Source organism: Deinococcus aetherius (assembly GCF_025997855.1).
Lineage (GTDB): Bacteria > Deinococcota > Deinococci > Deinococcales > Deinococcaceae > Deinococcus > Deinococcus aetherius.
In genome coordinates this window covers 1198073-1217378 of the sequence record NZ_AP026560.1, presented here as the reverse complement: position 1 = coordinate 1217378, position 19306 = coordinate 1198073, and the positions used below count along the sequence as shown (strand labels likewise).

17 protein-coding genes are annotated in these 19306 nt (G+C 68.6%); 7 read left to right on the top strand and 10 right to left on the bottom strand.

Going from position 1 to position 19306, the window contains the following annotated elements:
- Nucleotides 1-58 precede the first annotated feature (58 nt).
- Nucleotides 59-718, top strand: a complete 660-nt coding sequence (gene coaE / locus DAETH_RS06140; RefSeq protein WP_264777034.1) for a dephospho-CoA kinase — start codon at nt 59-61, stop codon at nt 716-718.
- Entirely contained in the window at nt 715-1560 is an 846-nt protein-coding gene (locus tag DAETH_RS06135) for a phosphotransferase family protein (protein WP_264777033.1), read from the top strand. The genes coaE and DAETH_RS06135 overlap by 4 nt, the downstream gene beginning before the upstream one ends.
- Before the next feature lie 63 nt (nt 1561-1623).
- On the opposite strand, the gene DAETH_RS06130 is transcribed toward DAETH_RS06135, so the two are convergent.
- Nucleotides 1624-3285, bottom strand: coding sequence for a CTP synthase (locus DAETH_RS06130; RefSeq protein ID WP_264777032.1), 1662 nt, complete (start codon nt 3283-3285; stop codon nt 1624-1626).
- Between the two features lie 111 nt (nt 3286-3396).
- Between DAETH_RS06130 and DAETH_RS06125 the strand changes: the two genes are divergently transcribed.
- Nucleotides 3397-3702 carry a hypothetical protein gene (locus DAETH_RS06125; RefSeq protein ID WP_264777031.1) on the top strand — a complete coding sequence of 102 codons (306 nt, stop codon included), beginning with the start codon at nt 3397-3399 and terminating at the stop codon, nt 3700-3702.
- Between the two features lie 164 nt (nt 3703-3866).
- Here DAETH_RS06125 and DAETH_RS06120 read toward each other — a convergent pair whose 3' ends face one another.
- The gene (locus tag DAETH_RS06120) at nt 3867-4766 is read right to left on the bottom strand and encodes a toll/interleukin-1 receptor domain-containing protein (protein WP_264777030.1); all 900 of its coding nucleotides are present in this window, start codon (nt 4764-4766) and stop codon (nt 3867-3869) included.
- Here DAETH_RS06120 and DAETH_RS06115 point away from each other — a divergent pair.
- The gene (locus DAETH_RS06115; RefSeq protein WP_264774389.1) at nt 4765-5550 is read left to right on the top strand and encodes an IS982 family transposase; all 786 of its coding nucleotides are present in this window, start codon (nt 4765-4767) and stop codon (nt 5548-5550) included. The two genes, DAETH_RS06120 and DAETH_RS06115, sit on opposite strands and share 2 nt — an antisense overlap.
- Nucleotides 5551-5738: 188 nt before the next feature.
- On the opposite strand, the gene recD2 is transcribed toward DAETH_RS06115, so the two are convergent.
- From recD2 to DAETH_RS06090, 5 genes are all read right to left on the bottom strand, one after another.
- Complete coding sequence (gene recD2 / locus DAETH_RS06110; protein WP_264777029.1) at nt 5739-7850, bottom strand: SF1B family DNA helicase RecD2; 2112 nt, start codon at nt 7848-7850, stop codon at nt 5739-5741.
- A gap of 49 nt (nt 7851-7899) precedes the next feature.
- Nucleotides 7900-8460: a Uma2 family endonuclease gene (locus tag DAETH_RS06105; protein WP_264777028.1), complete on the bottom strand. Its 561-nt coding sequence runs from the start codon at nt 8458-8460 to the stop codon at nt 7900-7902.
- A gap of 107 nt (nt 8461-8567) precedes the next feature.
- Nucleotides 8568-10418 (bottom strand): VWA domain-containing protein, encoded by a 1851-nt coding sequence (locus tag DAETH_RS06100; RefSeq protein WP_264777027.1) that lies wholly within the window; start codon nt 10416-10418, stop codon nt 8568-8570.
- A gap of 111 nt (nt 10419-10529) precedes the next feature.
- Complete coding sequence (locus DAETH_RS06095; protein WP_264777026.1) at nt 10530-11525, bottom strand: DUF6745 domain-containing protein; 996 nt, start codon at nt 11523-11525, stop codon at nt 10530-10532.
- Complete coding sequence (locus tag DAETH_RS06090; protein WP_264777025.1) at nt 11525-11836, bottom strand: hypothetical protein; 312 nt, start codon at nt 11834-11836, stop codon at nt 11525-11527. Before DAETH_RS06090 ends, DAETH_RS06095 begins: the two co-directional genes overlap by 1 nt.
- A 138-nt stretch (nt 11837-11974) precedes the next feature.
- Here DAETH_RS06090 and sbcD point away from each other — a divergent pair, with 138 nt between their 5' ends.
- The 3 genes from sbcD (at nt 11975) to DAETH_RS06075 (ending at nt 16511) form a co-directional block, all read left to right on the top strand.
- Nucleotides 11975-13174: a metallophosphoesterase family protein gene (sbcD, locus tag DAETH_RS06085; protein WP_264777024.1), complete on the top strand. Its 1200-nt coding sequence runs from the start codon at nt 11975-11977 to the stop codon at nt 13172-13174.
- An 88-nt stretch (nt 13175-13262) separates the two neighbouring features.
- On the top strand, nt 13263-15995 hold the full coding sequence (locus DAETH_RS06080) for an AAA family ATPase (RefSeq protein ID WP_264777023.1): 2733 nt from the start codon (nt 13263-13265) through the stop codon (nt 15993-15995).
- Nucleotides 15996-15998: 3 nt separating this feature from the next.
- On the top strand, nt 15999-16511 hold the full coding sequence (locus tag DAETH_RS06075) for an NUDIX hydrolase (RefSeq protein ID WP_264777022.1): 513 nt from the start codon (nt 15999-16001) through the stop codon (nt 16509-16511).
- 4 nt (nt 16512-16515) lie between these two features.
- Here DAETH_RS06075 and DAETH_RS06070 read toward each other — a convergent pair whose 3' ends face one another.
- The 3 genes from DAETH_RS06070 to murA form a co-directional block, all read right to left on the bottom strand.
- Nucleotides 16516-17340, bottom strand: a complete 825-nt coding sequence (locus DAETH_RS06070; protein ID WP_264777021.1) for an alpha/beta fold hydrolase — start codon at nt 17338-17340, stop codon at nt 16516-16518.
- An 81-nt stretch (nt 17341-17421) separates the two neighbouring features.
- Nucleotides 17422-17658 (bottom strand): hypothetical protein, encoded by a 237-nt coding sequence (locus DAETH_RS06065; RefSeq protein ID WP_264777020.1) that lies wholly within the window; start codon nt 17656-17658, stop codon nt 17422-17424.
- Between the two features lie 308 nt (nt 17659-17966).
- The gene (gene murA / locus DAETH_RS06060; RefSeq protein ID WP_264777019.1) at nt 17967-19250 is read right to left on the bottom strand and encodes a UDP-N-acetylglucosamine 1-carboxyvinyltransferase; all 1284 of its coding nucleotides are present in this window, start codon (nt 19248-19250) and stop codon (nt 17967-17969) included.
- Between the last annotated feature and the right edge of the window lie 56 nt (nt 19251-19306).

The window sequence follows — 19306 nt, the reverse complement described above, 5'->3', positions numbered from 1 at the left end:
ACCTCCTTCTGACGGCGCTCCTCCCGGGGGGTGGGACCCGTCCCCTACAGTGGGCGGCATGTCCCCCCCTTCCTCCCGCCCCGCCCCGCGCCGACTGGGCCTGCTCCGACTGGGCCTGACGGGCAGCATCGGCGCGGGCAAGAGCACCGTCGCGGCCCTCCTGCGCGCACGCGGCCTGACCGTCCTCGACGCCGACGAGCAGGCCCGCCTCGTCACCCTGGAGCCGGAGGTCCTGGCCGAGATCGAGGCGGCCTTTCCCGGGGTCGTGCGCGAGGGCGTGCTCGACCGGGCGGCCCTGGCGGGATTGGTCTTCGGCGATCCCGAGCGGCTGACCCGTCTCAACGCCATCGTCCACCCGCGCGTCCGGACCCGGATGGTGGCGCTGGAGGAAGCGGCGGCGGCACGCGGAGAGGCCTGGGTCGTGCAGGACGTGCCCCTGCTGTTCGAGGGCGGGCTGGAGCGGCAGATGGACGGGGTGCTCGTGGTGGACGCGCCGCTGGAGACGCGGGTGGCCCGCGTGGTCGCCCGCTCCGGCCTCACCCGCGAGGAGGTGCTCGCCCGCGACGCCCGCCAGATGCCCGGCGAGGAGAAGCGGCGGCGCGCGACCGCCGTCCTCGACAACGGTGGAAGCCCGGAGGCGCTGGAGGCGCAACTCGACGCGGCCCTGGGGAGGCTGGGGGTGACGGGGACGGCAAGAGAGCCCGCCCGGCCGGAATGACCGACGAGGCGCACGCCCGGGCCCTTCTCGGCGGGCCGGTCACGTTCCTGGGCGCGGGCGCCTGTTGTGTGGCCTACTCGGACGGCCGCCGGGTGGTGCGCCTCAGCAGGGGCGAGGGAGCCCGCTTCGGGGTGGACGGCGCGATCCGTCAGGCCCTGCTCGCGGCGGGTGTCCCCACGCCCGAACCGCTCCTCTCGGGAATCCTGCCCGACGGGCGGCCCTTCAGTGTGGACGCGCTCGCGCGGAGAGACGGCTCCGTGCCGGATACCGGGGGCTGGCACGACCTGGGACGGGCCCTGGCCGCCCTGCACGCCCTCCCTCACCGCCAATTTGGGCTGCTGCAAGACCGCCCCGACGTCTTCGTGGGTGTCGCCCCGACTCCGGCTGACGGCCTGCGCTCCCGCCTTCAGGACGCCTGGCCCTTCGGCGGGGCGGCGCTCGCCGATCACCCACTCGTGAGGGCAGCTCCCGAGCTGGCTTCGCGCCTGCGGGAACTGCGGGACGACTTGGAGAACGTCATTCACAGCCCAACTGCCCTCTGCCACACCGACCTGCACGGGGAGCAGTTGCGGTGGCGCGGGGGGCGGCTCGCGGCCCTGCTCGACTTCGGGGACGCCAGCATCGGGCCGCCCGCGTGGGATGTGGCGAGCCTCGCCTTCTTCCACGGGTGGGAGGTCGCGGCTCTGGTCGCCGGGGCCGCCGGATTGCCCTGCGGACGTGACGCCGCCCTCTTCGGCCTGCTCCTCGCCCTGCACCACGCCAGCCGGTCCGTCACGCTCGGGCGCCCCGCGAGGATGCCCGCCGCCGTCACGCTCGCGCGGGACTGCCTGGCTCGGCTGTGACCCCACCACATAAAAGAGGCAGACCCACCCCCGGGCCTGCCCTCCTTCCTCCATCCCTCCCGCTCAGACCCGGGCGCGCTCCGGCTGACCGCTGACGGCTGACGGCTGACGGCTCCCCAACGCCGCCGCCACGAACCCTACGAAGGGCGGGCTGGGCCGCATCGGGCGGCTCTTGAACTCCGGGTGCGCCTGGAGCGCCACGAAGAAGGGGTGGCCGGGAATCTCGATGCTCTCCACCAGCCCGGCGCCGCGACCGTTCATGCCGGGGGTCACGCCGGAGATGACGAGGCCCGCCTCCTGAAGCCGGTCCACGTAGGCGGGATTCACCTCGTAGCGGTGGCGGTGGCGTTCGCGCACGGTGCCCCCCCCCGGCACCCCGTACAGCCCCGCGATCTTCGTCCCGGCCCGCAGTTCCATCGGCCAGTCGCCCAGGCGCATCGTGCCGCCCATCCCGGCGACCTCCAGCTGCTCGGGCATCAGGTCGATGACCTTGTGGGGCGCGTAGGGGTCGAACTCGGCGGAGTTGGCGCCCGTGAGTCCCGCCCTGTGCCGCGCGTACTCGATCACCGCGATCTGCATGCCCAGGCAGATGCCCAGGTACGGCACCCCCCGCGTCCGGGCGTACTCGGCGGCGCGAATCTTGCCCTCGATGCCCCGGATGCCGAAGCCGCCGGGCACCAGGATGCCGTCGGCGTCGCCCAGTTGCGCCTCTAGGTCCCCCTCCGTCAGCTCCTCGGCGTTCACCCACTTGATGTTCACCCGGGCGTCGTTGGCGATCCCCGCGTGGGTCAGCGACTCGAGAAGGCTGAGGTACGCGTCGGGCATCTGCGTGTACTTCCCGGCGAGGGCGATGGTGACCTCGCGCCCGGGCTGCTTCATCACCCGCACGGCGTTCTGCCACACACCAAGGTTGGGGTGCGTCCTCTCCAGCCCGAGGAGGTCCTCGACCGCCTTGCCCAGCCCCTGCTCCTCCAGCGCGAGGGGCAATTCATAGACGTGGCCCACGTCGTAGGAGGAGAAGACGCGGTTTTCCCGCACCGAGGTGAACAGCGCGATCTTGCGGGTGATCTCGGGCGGCAGCTTCTCCTTGCTCCGCACCATCACGATGTCGGGGCTGATGCCTACACTGCGGAGGGTGGCGACCGAGTGCTGGGTGGGCTTGGTCTTGAACTCGTTGGAGGTGCCCAGGTACGGCACCAGGGTCAGGTGGATGTACAGGACGTTCTCGTCGCCCTCGTCGAAGCGGAACTGGCGGATCGCCTCCAGGAAGGGCAGCGACTCGATGTCGCCCACCGTGCCACCGACCTCGATCAGGACGATCTCCGCGCCCGCCGTCTCCCCCGCCGCGCTGATGCGGCGCTTGATCTCGTCGGTGACATGGGGGATGACCTGCACCGTCTGCGAGAGGTAATCGCCCGCGCGCTCCTTGCGGATGACCTCCAGGTACACCTGCCCGGTCGTGATGTTGCTCCCCGCCGGGATGTCGAGGTCGAGGAAGCGTTCGTAATTGCCGAGGTCGAGGTCGGTCTCGGCGCCGCTCGCCGTGACGAAGACCTCGCCGTGCTCGTAGGGCCGCATGGTGCCCGCGTCGATGTTGATGTAGGGGTCGATCTTGACCGCCGTGACTCTGTACCCGCGCGCCCGCAGGAGCGCCCCCAGACTGGCGCTCGCTACGCCCTTGCCGAGGCTGCTGACCACGCCGCCCGTCACGAAGATGTATTTCATGCCTGAACACGAGCGCCCGCCCCACGCGGGGCCAAAAAGAAAAACCGGGGCGCTCGGCCTCCGGAATTGGAGGATAGCACGGGGAAGGGTGGCCCGGCGTACCCTGCCGGTATGAAGCACCTGCACCTTTCCCTGAGTGAGGAGTTGTACGCGGCCCTGATGCGGGAGGCGGAGGCGAGCGGACAAGCGGTGACAGCCTTAGTACAAGAAGCTATTGAGAAGCTGCTTGCCGAACAGGAGCGTCGAGCACTGAATACCGCATTGGACGCTTACATTCGGGCAGAGAATGGCGGATCACATGATCTGGACGAAGAATTAGAGGCAGGAGCATTGACTTCCCAACAGCAGCAACTTCGGCTAGCCTACGAGCAATACACGAGGGAGTACGAGCAGGATGAGCCGACGCAAGAGTGGTAAGGGCAGGAGGACGTCTGCGGATCCATCCATGAATAGGCTATATAGCCAGAAGTTAGTTGAGTTCCGCCCCTAGTGGGTTCGGAACTATGGCAGAAATGAGCATATCTAGGGTGTAATTCTAACTCAACCCTTCCCTATTATCTCCTTTATACCAAGACATGGCTTTAATTACTTGCAGCACAGTTTCGTCTTTTTCCCCCCGATGTTAAAAATTTAGATACGAAATACACTGGTAGTTCAGTTGGTTTTCCATAAGAAGACTCAAAATCTTGAAATCTCCTCCACAAAAATTCTTGACACTCATCCAAAGTATTGCCTACGTAAGAACTAAAGTCTTTTCTGCGAATGGTGTTGGGCGTCAGGACATTGCCGTCGAGCGCTGCTAGATATGCATGTCTCTGTTTATCCAGGCGAACGGCGAATCTTGATGATAAGTTTTGATTTCTGGCAGAGAAAACGATGGTATAGGGCGCGTTTCTTCTTCCGCCAACCCAGACGGACCAATTATACTTTCGTGCTTCGTCTACACTAAACAGAATCAAAGACTCAAACTCCTCATCTCTAAACCTCTGCCAATCCCCTATCCGCTTACGCGCGTACTTTCTCCAATTGTCTATCTTAAGTACATCACGATTGCGCACCCCTAGAGCGTCTACAAGCTCAGAGACACCAAGATCATAATTACCGCGAAAGTCGGCGTATTTTTTATCTGCCAGAAAAAGTGGGATTTCACACTCTCGATAGAGTATTGGCAGCACAAACACACGCCTTTCTGCCATCTGCCGAACCCAAGCCGCGCTAATTTCTGTTTTCACCCATTCAGATTTCAAAGCCTCGGGGGAAAGAACAATGGCAAGAAATTCATTCTCACGTATACCCTCTTCGATTTTCCAAGTGATGGATTGACCTACTTGAATCTCCCATTTATCGAACCAAACATTTACTCCTACTGATCTTAAATCGTGGGCTAGTTTCTCAACAAATGGTTTATCTATAGATGTGTGACTAACCGCGAATAGGGGTTGACAGGGTGGGGGGAGAAATGGCAAAGGGACGGTGCTCATGTGCCGTCCCGACCTCAGTCTACTCCCCATTCCCGACGCCCTGCGACGCCTGACGGTCTGGCTGACCCCCCAGATGCCATCCAAGCTGGTCCACCCCCACGAGAAGATCAGTGACGCCGAATTGGTGGCGGTGGCCCTATTGCAGCGGATTCACAAAGCACCCTACTTCAGGGGCTGGTGGAGGATGCTCAAACTCAACCACTGTCCCCATTACCCTTCGGAGGTCCAGGCCCGTACCCGGCTGGAACGCTTGACCCCTGTGATCGAGGGCGCGAGTGTCGAAGTCCAGGCACTGGACTTCGTGGCCGTGGACTCCGAACCCCTCCCAGTCTGCACCTTCAAGCGCGCTCCCCGTTGCAAGTTCAAGGGGGCACGACACGGCTTCAGTACCTCCGGCCCGGTGTATGGGTTCAAGCTGCATGCCTGGACGACCCTGAATGGCAAAATCGCCCAGTACGTGCTCCGGCCCGCCAACGAGCATGACTTCACCGTCGGGTGCGTGATGAACCGCGACTGGCCCACCTTCGGTGGGCCGAAGCAGATTGGGGACAAAGGCTATCAGTCCGGCACGTACCTGACGCCACCCAAAAGCAATGCCAAGCGTCCTGACCCTCGTTGGAAAGACGAATATGCGGCTGCCCGCAAGATCATCGAGTCGGCGTTCTCGGTGCTGGTGGGTTCCGGCTTGCGGTGGGGGCAGGTCAAGACGATGGCGAGCTTGCGGCTCAAGGTCGCCCTCCTCGTCCTCGCCCACAACCTCAAGTTCTTTGACCTCCCCGCCTAATCACACTTGGCGCTCCGAGTCAATCCCTATTCGCGGTGACTAAGAAAGACACTTGGCATTGATTTGACTCCTGGCATTTTTAGCGCCAACGCTGTCGTTTTCTTACTTCTATCTTGAGGAGGCCGTTGTACAATACCGTGTTATAAACAGACTACTTCATCCCTCCATAGACATTCATAGTCCCTACTCTACCGCCCCCGCACCCGCTCAAGCAGCGCCGTATTCCGTTCCTCGCGCTGACGGACGGCAGCCTTCTCCCACGCACTCGCCGAGCCCGCCGCGTAGAAGCGTTCGCGGGCACGGGTCAGCGCCGTGTAGGCGAGGTTGCGGGAGAGCATGGGCATATGCGCCTCGTGCAGCACACCGAGGACGGTGCCCCACTCGCTCCCCTGCGCTCGGTGGACGGTCAGGGCGTAGCCGAGCTGGAGGTTGAACAGTTCGGCGCCTACCAGTTCCACCACGTTGCCGTCGAAGTCCACGGTCAGCCGCCCGCCCTCGGCCTTCAGCACCATGCCCAGGGTGCCGTTGAAGACCTCGTTGGTGTAGTCGTTTTTCGTCTGGACCACCACGTCGCCGGGCCGCGCCTCACCCTCTGCGATGCGGGTGCCGCCCTCGCCGGGGTTGAAAAGGGACTGGAGGTGATGGTTGAGCACGTCCACCCCCAGCGGCCCTTTCCGCATGGGGGTGAGGACCTGCACCTGCCCCGGCCCCCCGAGTTCACGCACCATGATGGCGACCCGCCGCGCACCCACGTCCGGCTCCGTCTCGGTGAGGCCCAGGCGGCGGTCGCCCCACTCCGGTGCCTGGCCGTGCAAGAGGCCGTGCGCGGCGCGGATGATCGGGTTCTCGGCGGCCTGGCGGTACACGGTCGTGAGGCGGACGGTCGGCGCCGCAGCGGTCAGGGCGTGGAGGGGCAGCCCGGCGTCCACGGGGGGAAGCTGGTCCACGTCGCCTACGAGGAGCACCCGGGCCCCGGGCGGCACGGCGGCGAGGAGGGAGAGCATCAGCGCGTCGCCGCACATGCTCACCTCGTCCACGATCAGGAGGTCGTAGGGGGCGGGTTCGAGGTGGTTGTGCCGGAAGCCCGCCGGGCCGTAGCCGAGCAGGCGGTGAATGGTGGAGGCGGGGCGGCCCGTGACCTCGCCCAGACGGCGCGCGGCCTTGCCGGTGGGGGCGCACAGGCCGACCTCCAGCCCCAGCCCCTCCGCGAGGTCCGCGACCGCCCGCGTCGTCGTGCTCTTGCCCGTGCCCGGCCCGCCCGTCAGCACGACGAGGCGGTGGTCTTCGAGGAGCTTGAGCACCTGCGCCTGCTCCTCCGAGAGGCCCTTTGCCGCCCCCTCCGGCACCAGCCACTCGTCTCCCCCGGGCGGGGTGGCGAGCAGGGTGCGGATCAGCCCCGCGAGCTTCTTCTCCGCGCGCAGGACGTGGGGGAGGTAGATACGGGAGGTGCCGTCGGGGGTGGGGTCGTCCGACAGGCGGCCGAGTTCGACGGCCGTATCGACCGCGATCCTCGCCTGCTCGGGGGTGACGCGGGTGTAGTGGACGACGCCCCGCTGGGCCCGTTCGCGCGGCAGGAAGGAGTGCCCGCCCTGCTGCGCCGCCTGCTGGAGGGCATACACGGCGGCGGCGGTCAGACGGCGGGGGTCGTCGTGGGCGAGGCCCTGGGCGCTCCACAGCTTGTCGGCGGTCAGAAAGCCGATGCCCTCGACCTCGGTGAGGGCGAAGAGGTCCGCCTGAAGTCGTTCGAGCGCCGCCTCCCCGAAATGCTTCACGGCCCGCTGCGCCTGGGAGATGGAGAGCCCGAGGCCCTGCAACCCGGCGAGCAGGCGGCGCTCCAGCCCCTGCTGCGACCAACTGGCGGTCATCTTGTGCAGGGTGCTCTGGGTAATTCCGGGCACCTGGAGCAGCTTCTCCGGCTCCCCCTCCAGCACGTCGAAGGTCGCCGCGCCGAAGGTCTTGGCGATGCGCCCGGCGAGGACTTTACCCACGCCACCTACGCGCGCTTCGAGGTAGGCGGCGACTCCCGCTTCCGTCAGGTCGGTGGGCTGGGCCTCCAGCACCATGTTCAGGACCCGGTACTGGTGGCCGTACTCGCGGTGTTCTTCGAGGAGCACGTCGGCGCTGAAGGTGTCCCCGGCTTCCAGGGGAGGCATCACGCCGATCACGGTGGCGTCGGGGTCCTCGCCCTCCGAGTTGCGGAGCCTCGCGGTCATGACGGTGAAGCCACTCTCGGCGCGGAAACGGACCCGGTTCACGCCGCCCGTGACGCGGATGGGTTCGGGGGCGGGGGCGGCGGGCATGGCAAGCAGGATAGCGCCGGGGATCACTTCCGCGAGGGGCGAGGTGACGCTAGAGCACGCCGTCGTAGATGTCGTCGAGCGGGAGTTCGGCACCCAGGCAGGGCAGGGGAATCACATCTCGCCCGGTGTGTTCGGTGACGTTCCAGACCCCCTCCTGGTGCTGATAGACATAGACCCGCCGCTCGCCCGGTTCCACGATCAGGTAAGTTTGCAGAGAAGGGATGGCCGTGTAGGCGTGGTATTTGGCGTTGCGGTCGTTGTGAGACGTGCTTTTCGAGAGCACCTCCACGAGGATGCAGGGCGCGACCTTGAAATACGCCCCATCCTCGCGCGGTTCACAGGTAACGGTCGTGTCCGGGTAGAAGTAGGACCGGCCGTCGGCGGAGCGGACGCGCATGTCGGCGGTGTAGGCGCGGCAGCCCACGCTCCGGGCGAGTGGGCCGACGGCCAGCAGCACATTGACGACGATGCTGTCGTGCGCGTCGCTCACCCCGGCCTGTCCATGCCACGGATACACGAACCCGTTCACGTACTCCCGCTTGACCGGGCTGCCCGGCTCGGTACGCAGGTATTCCTCCACGCTCATGCGCCGGAAAGCCGGGTCACTCATGTCCACATGGTAAGGCGACCCGACTGCCGGCGGGCTTCCCGGAGCGGTTGGAGGTGAAGGGGCGGGGGGCCGTCTTTCCGCCGACCCTCCGCCCAGACCCGGTGTCCTCAGCTCGGCTGCACGAAGCGGCGGACGATGCCCGACGCGATGTAGGACTTGCCATCGGGGGCGGTATTCACCACATCCACCACGTACAGGGTGCCGTCCTCGCGGATGCCGCGCGGAAAGCGCATGTTCCAGTCGGGGTGGTAGCCGTCCGAGACGACGCGGGCGCGCAGCTTGCTCCCGTCCTTGAGGCACTGGACGAGGACGCCGGGGCCCACCGCATCCGTCGTCTCCAGGTCGGCGAGGGTGACGGGCGGCTTGGCGGCGCGGGGAGCAGAGAAGGAGCGAGAGACGCCGAAACCACCGTGGACTCCTGCCAGCGGATCGCTCTCTCCGGGGCGCACCACGCGGCGGATGTCGCCCGTCACCCGGTAGAAGGAGCCGTCCGCGCTCGTCTCCAGGCCGCCCACCACGTAACGGGCCCCCTCGGCGCGCAGGGCGCGAGGAAACTGGACATTCAGGCCGCCGTCATAGCCGTCCGCATCCACCTTCACGCGCAGGCGGCCCCCCTCGCGCACGCAGAGCAGTTCCACGCCGCCCGCAGAATCCGTGACGACGGGCAGGGCGAGGGCGGCGGCGTCCACCGTCACGCCGCGTCCCAGGAGATCGGGGCGCGAGCGGGCGCGGCCCTGGAAGGACTGGTCGCGCAGTTCCTTGCGGGAGTCGCCGTCCAGACGGCGGGACGCGATGCGGGCGGCGTAGTGTTCGAGCTGCTCGATTTCCTCGGCGATCTCGAAGTGCTCGTGCAGGCCAGCCGAGCGCAGCTCACCCACTAGGGTCCGCAACGTGGACTCCGCCCCCGCCGCGTCTCCCGCGTCCGCGAGGTCCACGGCACGCTCCTTGGCGCGGGCGACCCGCAGCCGGGCGAGGTCGAGGGTGACACTCACGTCGCTCCGCAGGTCCGGCCCCAGCGGCGCGGCCACCGCCCGAACGTCCAGCCCGCCCGTCAGCGTCTCGATAGCCCCCTCCCGCACGGCGTCGGCGCGGAAGGTGAGGCCGAGTAGCGAGTGGGTCCCGGCGGGCAGCGCGGGGAGGTTCAGGCTCAGGCCGAGCAGCTTGTCCTCGTCCTCGTACACGTCGCCGAGGTCGAGGGTGAAGGGATCGGCGCCGCGCCTGTGCAGGCTGAGCACGTCCGCCACGCTCACGCCGGGGGCCGGGCTCAGGGTGACGGTGAGGTTCTGGGCGGCGACGGCCTTGAGAGTCTGAAGCTCTATCCCGAACACGTCGGCGGCGTCGTCGGCGGACTGGATGAAATAGAAGTTCCCGCCCGCCGCCCGCGCCATGCCGATCAGCAAATCCTCGTTGAAGCCGCTCCCGAAGCCCAGGGTGGTCGTGCCCACGCCCGATTCCGCCTTCTGGGCCGCCGTCTTCGTGAGCACGTTCGTGTCGCTCACGCCCACGTTCGCCTGCCCGTCGGTCAGCAGCAGCACCCGGCTGACGACCTGGGGCCCCGCGTTCGCTGCCACGAGTTCCACCCCGCGCAGCCAGCCGCCCGAGAGGTTCGTCAGACCGCCCGCCCGGACGCCCGCGACCTGCGCCCCCAGGGCCGCGCGGTCGGTGACGCGGGTGGGGGCGATCAACGTCTGCACCTCGTCGTCGTACACGACCACGCTGAGGGTGTCCTCCGGGCCGAGCCCGTCCACCACAGCCTGCGCCGCGCGGATGGCGTGTTTGAGCGGCGAGCCCGCCATGCTGCCGCTGCGGTCGATGACCAGGGACAGGTTCAGGGGACGGCGCGTCTGCCCCATGCGCGGGAGCCGGAAGCGGATCAGGAGGTCCGACGTTCCCGCCATCCCCTCCACGAGTTGCGACTGACCGAAGCTGTACTCCACCTGCACGGGTTGTTGGGTCATGGGGTCTCCTGGAAGGACAGTGTTGTCGGCAAAAGGGGTGAGCGTCTGCCCGTCATTCTGACCGGGCAGGGAATGGAAGAGCTACCGACCTGATTGAACCGGCGGGGGTGCTCAGGCCTCCCGCAGGGGGTGGTACTCGCCCGGGTCGAGCCCCGCCGTCCACGCCACCGCCCCCGCGCAGGTGTGGATGTGGGGCGGCACGCGCAGGGCGTAACGCCCCCCGGTCGAGGGGCAGCGCACGAGCACGGCGACGAGCGGTTCGTCGTCGTCGAAGGGCACCCGCACGAGTTGCCGCTCGCCGCCCGCGTCCCGGTCCCGGTCGAGGATCAGGCCGCCGACCTCCGCCAGAAAGCGTTCCACGCCGATGCGGTCGAGCAGCACGCGGCGGCGCTGCACGTTGCGGGTGAGGAGCACCTCGCGGCCCGCAATGGTGTCGGGGCGGAAGGCGACGCGGGCGTCCACCGGAACGCCGCGCCACTGCAACCGGACCCGCAGACCCGGCGGCAGGGCCGTCAAGCCGCTGTCCGCGAGTTCGAGCGAGCCGGTGACGTGGAGGTCGGCGCCCAGAGTCGTCAGGGAGGCGCAGCCGCTCACGTCGAGGTGGCCGACGCTGATCCGCCCTTCCAGCCGGGTCAGGGCGCGGCAGTTGCCCAGGGTCAGGCGCGAAGCTCGCAAATCGGCGTTCAGGGTCCGCACCCCGCTTCCGCTCAGGTCCACCCCGTCCCGCACGCTCCATCTGCCGTCAACCTCGTGCAGGGACGTGGTGTTCCGCGCGTTCAGAGAGTCGGACTGAAGGTCGGTGGGCAGCGCACTCAGGTTGGGGCAGCCCTCCACGTTCAGGGACGTGCAGCGCAGCCACTCGGGCAGGGCGCGGAGCCAGGTGGACCCGCCCAGATTCAGGGGGCCGGTGACGTGCAGGGCGGGGGGAACGGGGCCGCGTCTAAGGAGCGTGCGGGCCTGATCGGGGGTGACGGTGGGCGCCGTGCCGGGGGCGTGGGAGGGCGAAGTGGTAGGCACAGGCTGGACCTTCACCTCCACCCGCTCCTCTCCCGGCCCTTCCCGGCGCGGCGCCGAGATCAGCCGCCCGCCGCTCCCCACCCGGAACATCAGTCGAGCACCACGCGGACGGCGCCGGGCGTGTACTCGCGCTGGCGCCAGACCCGGTACCACCCGCTCGGGAGGCGGATCGGCGCGTGCTCCTCGTGCGTCAGGGTCGCGTGCGCGGCGGTGACGTGCAGGTAACGGTGCGGGCCCGAGCCGTCGTACAGGTGCGCGGCGTGTGTCTCCGTGATGCGGTGCGCGTGGCCGGTCACCTCGCCGTGCGCCAGGGTCAGGTGCCCGACGGGGTGGAGGGGGCCGGTGGGAGGCATCGTTGCCTGCAAGAACACGTCACCGTGGCGGTAGAGGGGGGTGGGCATGGACGGCTCCTTCCGGGTGGAACGAGAAGCGTGAGGCTGATCTCAATTACGTTTCTAGCATAATAGAACGTCCCCTCTCTGTCAAACTATGTTGCACTTTACCGCCCCTAAACCCCGTCTCCATGCTATTTTTTCGTGATGCGCGTACTTCACACGGCGGATTTCCACGCCGGGCGGAATCTGAGGGGCCTCGACCGGACGCCGGAGGTTCATGAGGCGTTGGTGGAGATCGCGGGGCTGGCCCGGAGCGAGCGGGCGGACGCCGTGCTGGTGTCCGGCGACCTCTTCGACACGGTGAACCCGTCGGCGGAGGCGGAGGCGGCGGTCTTCGACTTCTTCCTGCGGCTGCGCGACGCACGGATTCCGGCGGTCGTCATCGCGGGGAACCACGACTCCGCCGCCCGGCTGCACGGGCTGGCGGGTCTGCTGGGGTGGGTGGGGGTGCAACTCGTCGCCCAGCCGACGGCCAACCCCCTCGACATGATCCGCACCGTGGAGACGAAGGGGGGCGAGACGCTGACGGTGGGCGCCCTCCCCTTCCTCTCCGAGCGGCGGCTGGTGAAGGCGGCGGACGTGATGGGCGGCGACGTGGGCGCGTGGCGACAGAAGTACCGCGAGGGGATGAGCTTTTTCCTGCGCCGCCTCTCGGGAGGCTTCAAACCCGGCTCCGTCAACATGCTGATGCTCCACGCGACGATGGACGGCGCCGTGCCCAGCGGTTCTGAGCGCACCATGCAGTTCGACCTCACGAACGCCTACACCCTCTCGCCGCTGCAACTTCCGGCAGACGCGCAGTACGTCGCGCTCGGGCACGTCCACAAGCCGCAATCCGCCTCGGAGATGCCGCTCGCGCACTACCCCGGCTCCGTCATCCAGCTCGACTTCGGGGAGGGAGGGGAGAAGAAGCACGTCAACCTGGTGGAGGTGGAGGCCGGACGCCCGGCCCGGGTGACCCCTGTTCCCCTGGCGAGCGGGCGCGAGTTGCGGACGGTGAAGGTGGACCTGGAGCACGTCGAGGCGCGGCTCTCGAAGCTCGCGGGCTTCGGCGGGCTCGTCAAGGTGGTCGTGCGGGCGCCCTCGGGAACGGCGATGCCGGGACTGAAGGACCGGGTGCTGCGGATGGTGCCCAACACGCTCGCCGTCGAACTCGAAGCCGTGCAGGACGACCTCGCCCTCCCGAACCTCAAGCGCGAGGGGCTGAGCCTGACGGAGTTGTACGAGCGCTTTCACCAGGAGCGCCGAGGCGAACTGCCCGACGACTTGCGCGCCGCCTTCAAGGAGGCCGACGAGGCCGCGCGCGGCGAGGAGCAGGAGGAGCGGGCGGAGGTGGTGAAGTGACTCGCGGGGCTCATCGTCGAGGAGTCGGGGAGTCGGGGAGTCGAGGAACCCCGGCCACGTTTGCCTCTCGACCCCACCGGGGGCGCCCATGAGGCCCCTTCGCCTCGAACTCCAGGGCTTCACCGCCTTCCGGCAGCACGTCTCTCTGGAATTCGGCGACCTCGAACTCTTCGCCCTCGTGGGACCCACGGGGAGCGGCAAGAGCAGCCTGCTCGACGCGATGACCTTCGCCCTGTACGGCAGCACACCGAGGCTCGGAGAACGCGGGCTCGACGCGCTGATCTCGCAGGGGGAGCGGGGGCTCTCGGTCAGCCTCACCTTCGAGGTCGGCGGCGAGGTGTACCGGGTGGCCCGGTCTCGCGGGCGGCGCCAGGCCGAGAACGAGGTGCGCCTGGAGCGGAAGGAGGGAGACCGCTGGGTGGGCCTCAGCGACGGGGGCACCAAGGGGATCAACGACCGCATCCGCCGGGTGGTGGGGCTCGACTTCCGCACCTTCGCGCGCTCGGTGCTGCTGCCGCAGGGCGAGTTCTCCCGGCTGCTGCACGGCACGGGCAAGGAGCGGCAGGCCCTCCTCGGGGAACTGATGGGCCTCGACCATGTGCGGGCCATGCACACCTTCGCGGGCGACCGGGCCAAGGAACTCAAGCACCGCTCGGCGAGCCTTCACGCCCTGCTGGAAGGCGAGTACGCGGGCGCGACCCCCGGGGCGGTGGCTACCCTGCGCGCCGAGCGGGAGACGGTGGACGGCGAGATCGAGCGGCTGGTGGAGACCCGCGAGCGGTTGCAGGGCCAGGTCAACCGCCTGCGGGCGCTGGAAGGCGTGTGGGCCGCCCGCGAGGACGCCGCCCGCCGCCTGAGCACCCTGGAGGCGCGGGCGGAGGGCGTGCGTGAGGGCGCCAAACGGGCCGAGCGGGCGCGGCGGGTGGCGGGGGTGCTTCCCCTCCTCGACGCGGCGGAGCGGGCCCGAATCGCGGCGGGGCGCGAGGCGGGCGAGTTGGAACGGGCGGTGCAGGCCGAGGAGACGACGCGGCGCGCGGTGGAGGCCGCCGACCGGAGTTTGCAGGCCGCCCTGGACGCCGAGGACCGCATTCCCGAGCTGGAATCCCGCGCCGACGCCCTGCGTGAGGCCGAGGCCGACGTGGCGCGGCTCAAGCGCGCGGGCGGCACACCCCAGACCACCCACGCCTCTCCCCTGCCCTGGGACGAGGACGCCCACCACGCGGCGAAGGAAGCGGCCACCAAGCTCGACACCCTGCGCCGCGAGCGGGTGCAACTGGAGACGGAGAAGGCGGGTCTTACCGCCCAGAAGGCCCGCCTCGCCGCCGACGAGCAACTTCAGGCCGACCAGACGCTCGAATGGGGCCGGGTGGAGCGCGAGGGCCGAAACGCGAAGGCCGACCTCGACGCCGCGAAGGCCGAACTTGAGGCGGCGAGGCGGGAAGCGGGGCTCTCGGCGTACCGTGCCCACCTCCACCTCGGCGAGCCGTGCCCCCTGTGCGAGGGGACCGTGCGAACGCTGCCCGCCGCCCCCGCCGTGAATCTGGAGGCGCTGGAGGGGCGCGTGAGTGCCCTCGACCGCACGCTGACCGAGCGCCGCACCCGTTACCTCGAACTCAAGGCCGAACTCGCCGCCCGCAAGAAGACCATCGAGGCCAAACGTGCCGAGGTGGCCGACTGGGAGGAGGCCCTCAAACAGCGTGAGGCCGACCTGCGGCAGCTTGAGGCCAACATCTCGGGCGATCCCCACGACCTCGCCCTGCGGCTGCTCACCGGGCTGGCACGACGGGTGAGGGCGGCGGGGGCGGACCCGGCGCGGGAACGGCAACGGCTGCTCAGCGAGGTCAAGACGATCCGCACCCGGCTGAGCGAGGCACAGGCGTCTTTGGCCCGCGCCCAGAGCGCCCACGCGGCGGCGCAGGCGACCCTGACCTCCGCCCGGAGTGCCGCCAATGCCCGCGCCCGTGAGGCCCAAGAGGCTCAGGCCGCCCTCGACGACGCCCTTGCCAGCCTGAGTCTGACCGCCGCCCAGGCCCGCGCCGCCGGTCTTCCCGAGGCGGATATCGCCGCGCTGGAACAGGCCGCCCGTACCCACGCCGCGCAGGTCGAGCAACTGCGGGCGCGGGTCGCCGAACTCGAACGGCAGCTCGGGGTGGAGCCCTTCGACCCGGCGAATCTGCGTCAGGTCGAGCGCGATCTCACCGCCACCGACGCGGCCCTCAACAACGCACGCCAGCGTGCCGGAAGCCTCGCCGAACAGGAACGGGGCGCCCGCGAGCGACTGCGGCGCCGGGGCGAGATCGAGCGGGAGGCGAAGGAAGTCGCTCACGGGCTCGACACCTGGCAGACGCTGGCGAATACCCTGCGGGCGAACGAGTTCCAGCAGTACCTCCTCGCCGAGGTGGAGGCGCGGCTGCTGACGGGGGCGGGGGCGCTCCTCTTCGAGATCAGCGACGGGCGCTACCGCCTCGCGCTGGAAGACGGCGAGTACGTGGTGCAGGACCTCTGGAACGCGGGTGAGACGCGGGCGGTCAAGACCTTATCGGGCGGTGAGACCTTCCTCGCTAGCCTCTCCCTCGCCATCGCGCTGAGCGATTACCTCGCCGGGAACAAGATTCTGGGGGCCCTCTTCCTCGACGAGGGCTTCGGCACCCTCGATCCGCAGGCGCTGGAGGCGGTGGCGAACGCGCTGGAGAACCTGCGGACGCAGGGCCGCATGGTGGGCGTGGTGACCCACGTCGAGAGCCTGTCCGAGAGGTTGCCCAGCCGGTTGATCGTCACGAAGAGCGTGGCGGGGTCGAGCGTGCAGCGGCTGGACGGGTGAGAGGTGACGCTCAGCGAGGAGACGACCTGGGAGGGACGCCCCGCCCGCCTGACCTGGCTGCCCGGCTACCGACCCCGTCCACACGAGACGGTGGGGCAGGTCGGCGGCCTGTGCTTCACGGCGGATGGGCACATCGTCCTCGTCTCGCGGGATGGAAGCGAATGGAGTCTGCCCGGCGGCAAACCCGAGGGCGATGAGACGTGGGAGGAGACGCTACGGCGGGAGGTGGCGGAGGAGGCGTGTGCGGAGGTGCTGGCCTGCCGACTCTTGGGAGCACAGCGGGTCGAGGGGCTGACGCCTCAGCCGTACCACCAGTTGCGCTTCTGGGCGCGGGTCGGCCTGCACCCCTTCGCGCCCGTATTCGAGACACGGCACCGGAGGGCAATCCCCACCGAGGAATATGCCCATGTCCTTCCCTGGGGTGCGGGGGTCATCGGGCAGGCGTTGTTGAGGCAAGCCTTCGCCACCGAGCGGGAACTTCAGGGAGGAGCCGCCGCAGGACACGATTCCCGTTGAAGGGTCACTCCAGACGTGCCCGAACCTCCTGCCAGACCTCCAGAACTGCCTCCATCACCACGTCGGGTGTGTCGAGGTGGACGTAGTGCCCGGGTTGAGAGGTCCAGACGGCCCGGCTGCGCGCCGACGTCCGCAGAATCTGCTCGTGTCGCTCACGGCGCTGCCGGAATCTGGAGTCGAGGGCTTCTCGCGTCGCCGTCGGCTGCTGCCACGCCACCTCGGCCACGGTGGAGGGCCGTCCCGGTGCGACCAGCACCAGCGGCAGATCGCCGAGCACGTGGGGGGCGACCTCCGGGGGCTCGAAATGCGTGAGCGCCAGACGCTCAGGACTCGGCCCGTGTGGTCTCGGCTCCAGCGGGGGCGGTGTCATGTCGAGCAGCACCAGTCCTCCAACCCTGGAGAGATGCCGCCTGGCGTAGGTGGAGGCGATCATGCCTCCCAGTGAGTGCCCCACCAGCACCGGGGGACGGGTGAGGTGCAGGGCATTCAAGACGGCCTCCAACTCCGCGTAGATTTCATCCCAGGTGCGGTCGTGGTCGAGAGCGGCGCTGCCTCCGACGCCCGCCCGGTCGTAGGCGACGACCCGCGCGACGGAGGCCAGCCCAGGGGCAAGGCCTGGACGGTCCCCCCTGGGGTCACCCTGCCAGTGGGGCCCTGCCTCCTCCGGGGAAGGCACGCTGAACCACCAAGAAGCCGGGTCACCCAGGCCGGACAGGAGAACGAGGGCGGGCTCGTTCGTCCCCAGCTCGGTCACTTGCAGCGGGCGCCCGGCGTGTTCCAACGTAGACGTGCGGCTTTGCCCCGTCGAATTCGACTCGGTGGATGACATAGAACGACGCCAGCGTACGTGACGCGCCGCTCCTGTCGGTGGATTCAGGAGAACATCCGGGATGTCGACCCGGTTGGGCCCTCAGATGTTCTCATCCCCGTCCGTCCGCTCGGCGCTCTCCACGATGGGCATCATCGGAACGCCCGTGGCAGTGCCGGTGGCCGCCGTTCCGCTCGTGCCGCCCAGGCCCATCGGCGGGATGATCACGCCTCCCTGCACGCCCTCCCCTTCGTCTGCGTTGCGGTCGGGGTCGAGGTTGCCGCTGTCGCGCTCGATCTCCTCGACGGACTTTCCGAGTGGGCTGGTGTCTTCGATCATGGCAAACCTCCGGGGTGACGACGCCCCCAACCGACGAGGCGGGGAACAACGGCTCGGGAACGACGTGCTCGGTTCACCCTAGGAGGGTGGATCGTGAAGTTGGTGGGCCTGCGCTCAACGTTGTCGGGCGGTGAGAAGTCGAGCGCCGACGAGGCCTTTCCCGTGCCCCAGCGCCCCCGCCCACCATCTCCAGACGGAGGAGGCGGTGAACCGGCGGGCGACTTCTGTGCATCCTCCACAGTCATCACGTCGTCAAAAGAACGTGCCTACCTCCTCCCCGGAAGCGGGCGCCGTTCCCATCTCTCCCCTCAATCCATCGCGTTCGCCAGCACCGGCTGGGGCTGCCAGGCGTTCGCGCCGATGGAGCGCAACCGCTCGGCCAGCCGCTCGTAGCCCCGGTTGAGGTACTGCACCCCGTCGATCACCGTCTCGCCCTCGGTGGTGAGCGCGGCGATGAAGAGGGCGGCCCCGGCACGCAGGTCGGCGGCCTTGACGGGCGCGGCATGGAGCTTCCCGCCCTGAATGACCTGCGTGTAGCCGCTCACGGTGATGTTCGCCCCCATACGCTGCAACTCGGCCACGTGGGTCAGGCGGTCGGGGTACACCGGGTCCTGCACGACGCTCGTGCCGGGAACGGTGGCGAGCAGGGCGCTCATCTGCGGCTGCACGTCGGTGGGAAAGCCGGGGAAGCTCTGGGTGGTGATGTTGACGGGCCGCAGCTCGCGGTCACGGGCGTCCACGACCAATCGGTCTCCGCCTTCGAGGATGTCCACCCCCATCTCGCCCAGCTTGGCGCTGACCGCCCGCAGGTGGTCGGGCCGCACGTTCGTCAGCGTCAGGCGGCTGCGGGTGGCGGCGGCGGCGATCATGAAGGTGCCCGCCTCGATGCGGTCGGGGATGATCCGGTACTCGCCCCCGCGCAGCGAGGGGACGCCGTGAATGGTGAGCGTGTTCGTGCCCGCCCCCTCGATCCGCGCGCCCAGGCCGTTCAGGAAGTTGATCAGGTCCACCACGTCGGTGTCGATGCTGGCGTTCTCCAGCGTGACGGTGCCGCCCCCCAGCACGGCGGCCAGGATCGCGTTCTGGGTGCCGCCGACTGTCAGCAGCTCGAAGACGAAGGAGCCGTTCAGGCTGCCCTCTCTCCGTGCGTCGAAGTTGCCGCCCTCCTCCACAACGCTGACGCCCAGGGCGCGGAAGGCCTTAACGTGCTGGTCCACCGGGCGGTAGCCGAAGGCGCAGCCGCCGGGCATGGAAACGGTGGCCTGACCCGCGCGGGCGATGAGGGCCCCCATCATGATGAAGCTCGCGCGCATCTTGGACACCAGCGCGTAGGGAGCGTCGGTGTTCACGATCTCGGGCGTGTGCAGGGTCAGGCTGTTGGGGCCCACCCAGGCGTGCCGGGCGCCGACATGGTGCGCGAGGTCGAGGATGGTGTAAACGTCGCTGAGGCGGGGGACACCGTGCAGGGTGACCGGTTCGCTGCTCAGGAGGCTCGCCACGATGATCGGCAGCGCCGCGTTCTTGCTGGGCTGAATGGCGAGGGTCCCGGAGAGGGTCCGGCCTCCTTGGAGGTGCAGCGGGGTCAGTTGCATGGCGGTCCTTTCAGTCGCGCGGCGCGCGGGGGTGGGCATAGGGGGACCCGGGCGCA

Coding starts and splice junctions, on each gene's coding strand:
- DAETH_RS06130 (WP_264777032.1), bottom strand. CDS start 3,285: ATGAAATACATCTTCGTGACGGGCGGCGTGGTCAGCAGCCTCGGCAAG.
- recD2 (WP_264777029.1), bottom strand. CDS start 7,850: ATGCCCGCCGCCCCCGCCCCCGAACCCATCCGCGTCACGGGCGGCGTG.
- murA (WP_264777019.1), bottom strand. CDS start 19,250: ATGCAACTGACCCCGCTGCACCTCCAAGGAGGCCGGACCCTCTCCGGG.
- sbcD (WP_264777024.1), top strand. CDS start 11,975: ATGCGCGTACTTCACACGGCGGATTTCCACGCCGGGCGGAATCTGAGG.
- coaE (WP_264777034.1), top strand. CDS start 59: ATGTCCCCCCCTTCCTCCCGCCCCGCCCCGCGCCGACTGGGCCTGCTC.
- DAETH_RS06105 (WP_264777028.1), bottom strand. CDS start 8,460: ATGAGTGACCCGGCTTTCCGGCGCATGAGCGTGGAGGAATACCTGCGT.
- DAETH_RS06115 (WP_264774389.1), top strand. CDS start 4,765: ATGTGCCGTCCCGACCTCAGTCTACTCCCCATTCCCGACGCCCTGCGA.
- DAETH_RS06070 (WP_264777021.1), bottom strand. CDS start 17,340: ATGTCATCCACCGAGTCGAATTCGACGGGGCAAAGCCGCACGTCTACG.
- DAETH_RS06065 (WP_264777020.1), bottom strand. CDS start 17,658: ATGATCGAAGACACCAGCCCACTCGGAAAGTCCGTCGAGGAGATCGAG.
- DAETH_RS06120 (WP_264777030.1), bottom strand. CDS start 4,766: ATGAGCACCGTCCCTTTGCCATTTCTCCCCCCACCCTGTCAACCCCTA.
- DAETH_RS06080 (WP_264777023.1), top strand. CDS start 13,263: ATGAGGCCCCTTCGCCTCGAACTCCAGGGCTTCACCGCCTTCCGGCAG.
- DAETH_RS06090 (WP_264777025.1), bottom strand. CDS start 11,836: ATGCCCACCCCCCTCTACCGCCACGGTGACGTGTTCTTGCAGGCAACG.
- DAETH_RS06100 (WP_264777027.1), bottom strand. CDS start 10,418: ATGACCCAACAACCCGTGCAGGTGGAGTACAGCTTCGGTCAGTCGCAA.
- DAETH_RS06125 (WP_264777031.1), top strand. CDS start 3,397: ATGAAGCACCTGCACCTTTCCCTGAGTGAGGAGTTGTACGCGGCCCTG.
- DAETH_RS06135 (WP_264777033.1), top strand. CDS start 715: ATGACCGACGAGGCGCACGCCCGGGCCCTTCTCGGCGGGCCGGTCACG.
- DAETH_RS06095 (WP_264777026.1), bottom strand. CDS start 11,525: ATGTTCCGGGTGGGGAGCGGCGGGCGGCTGATCTCGGCGCCGCGCCGG.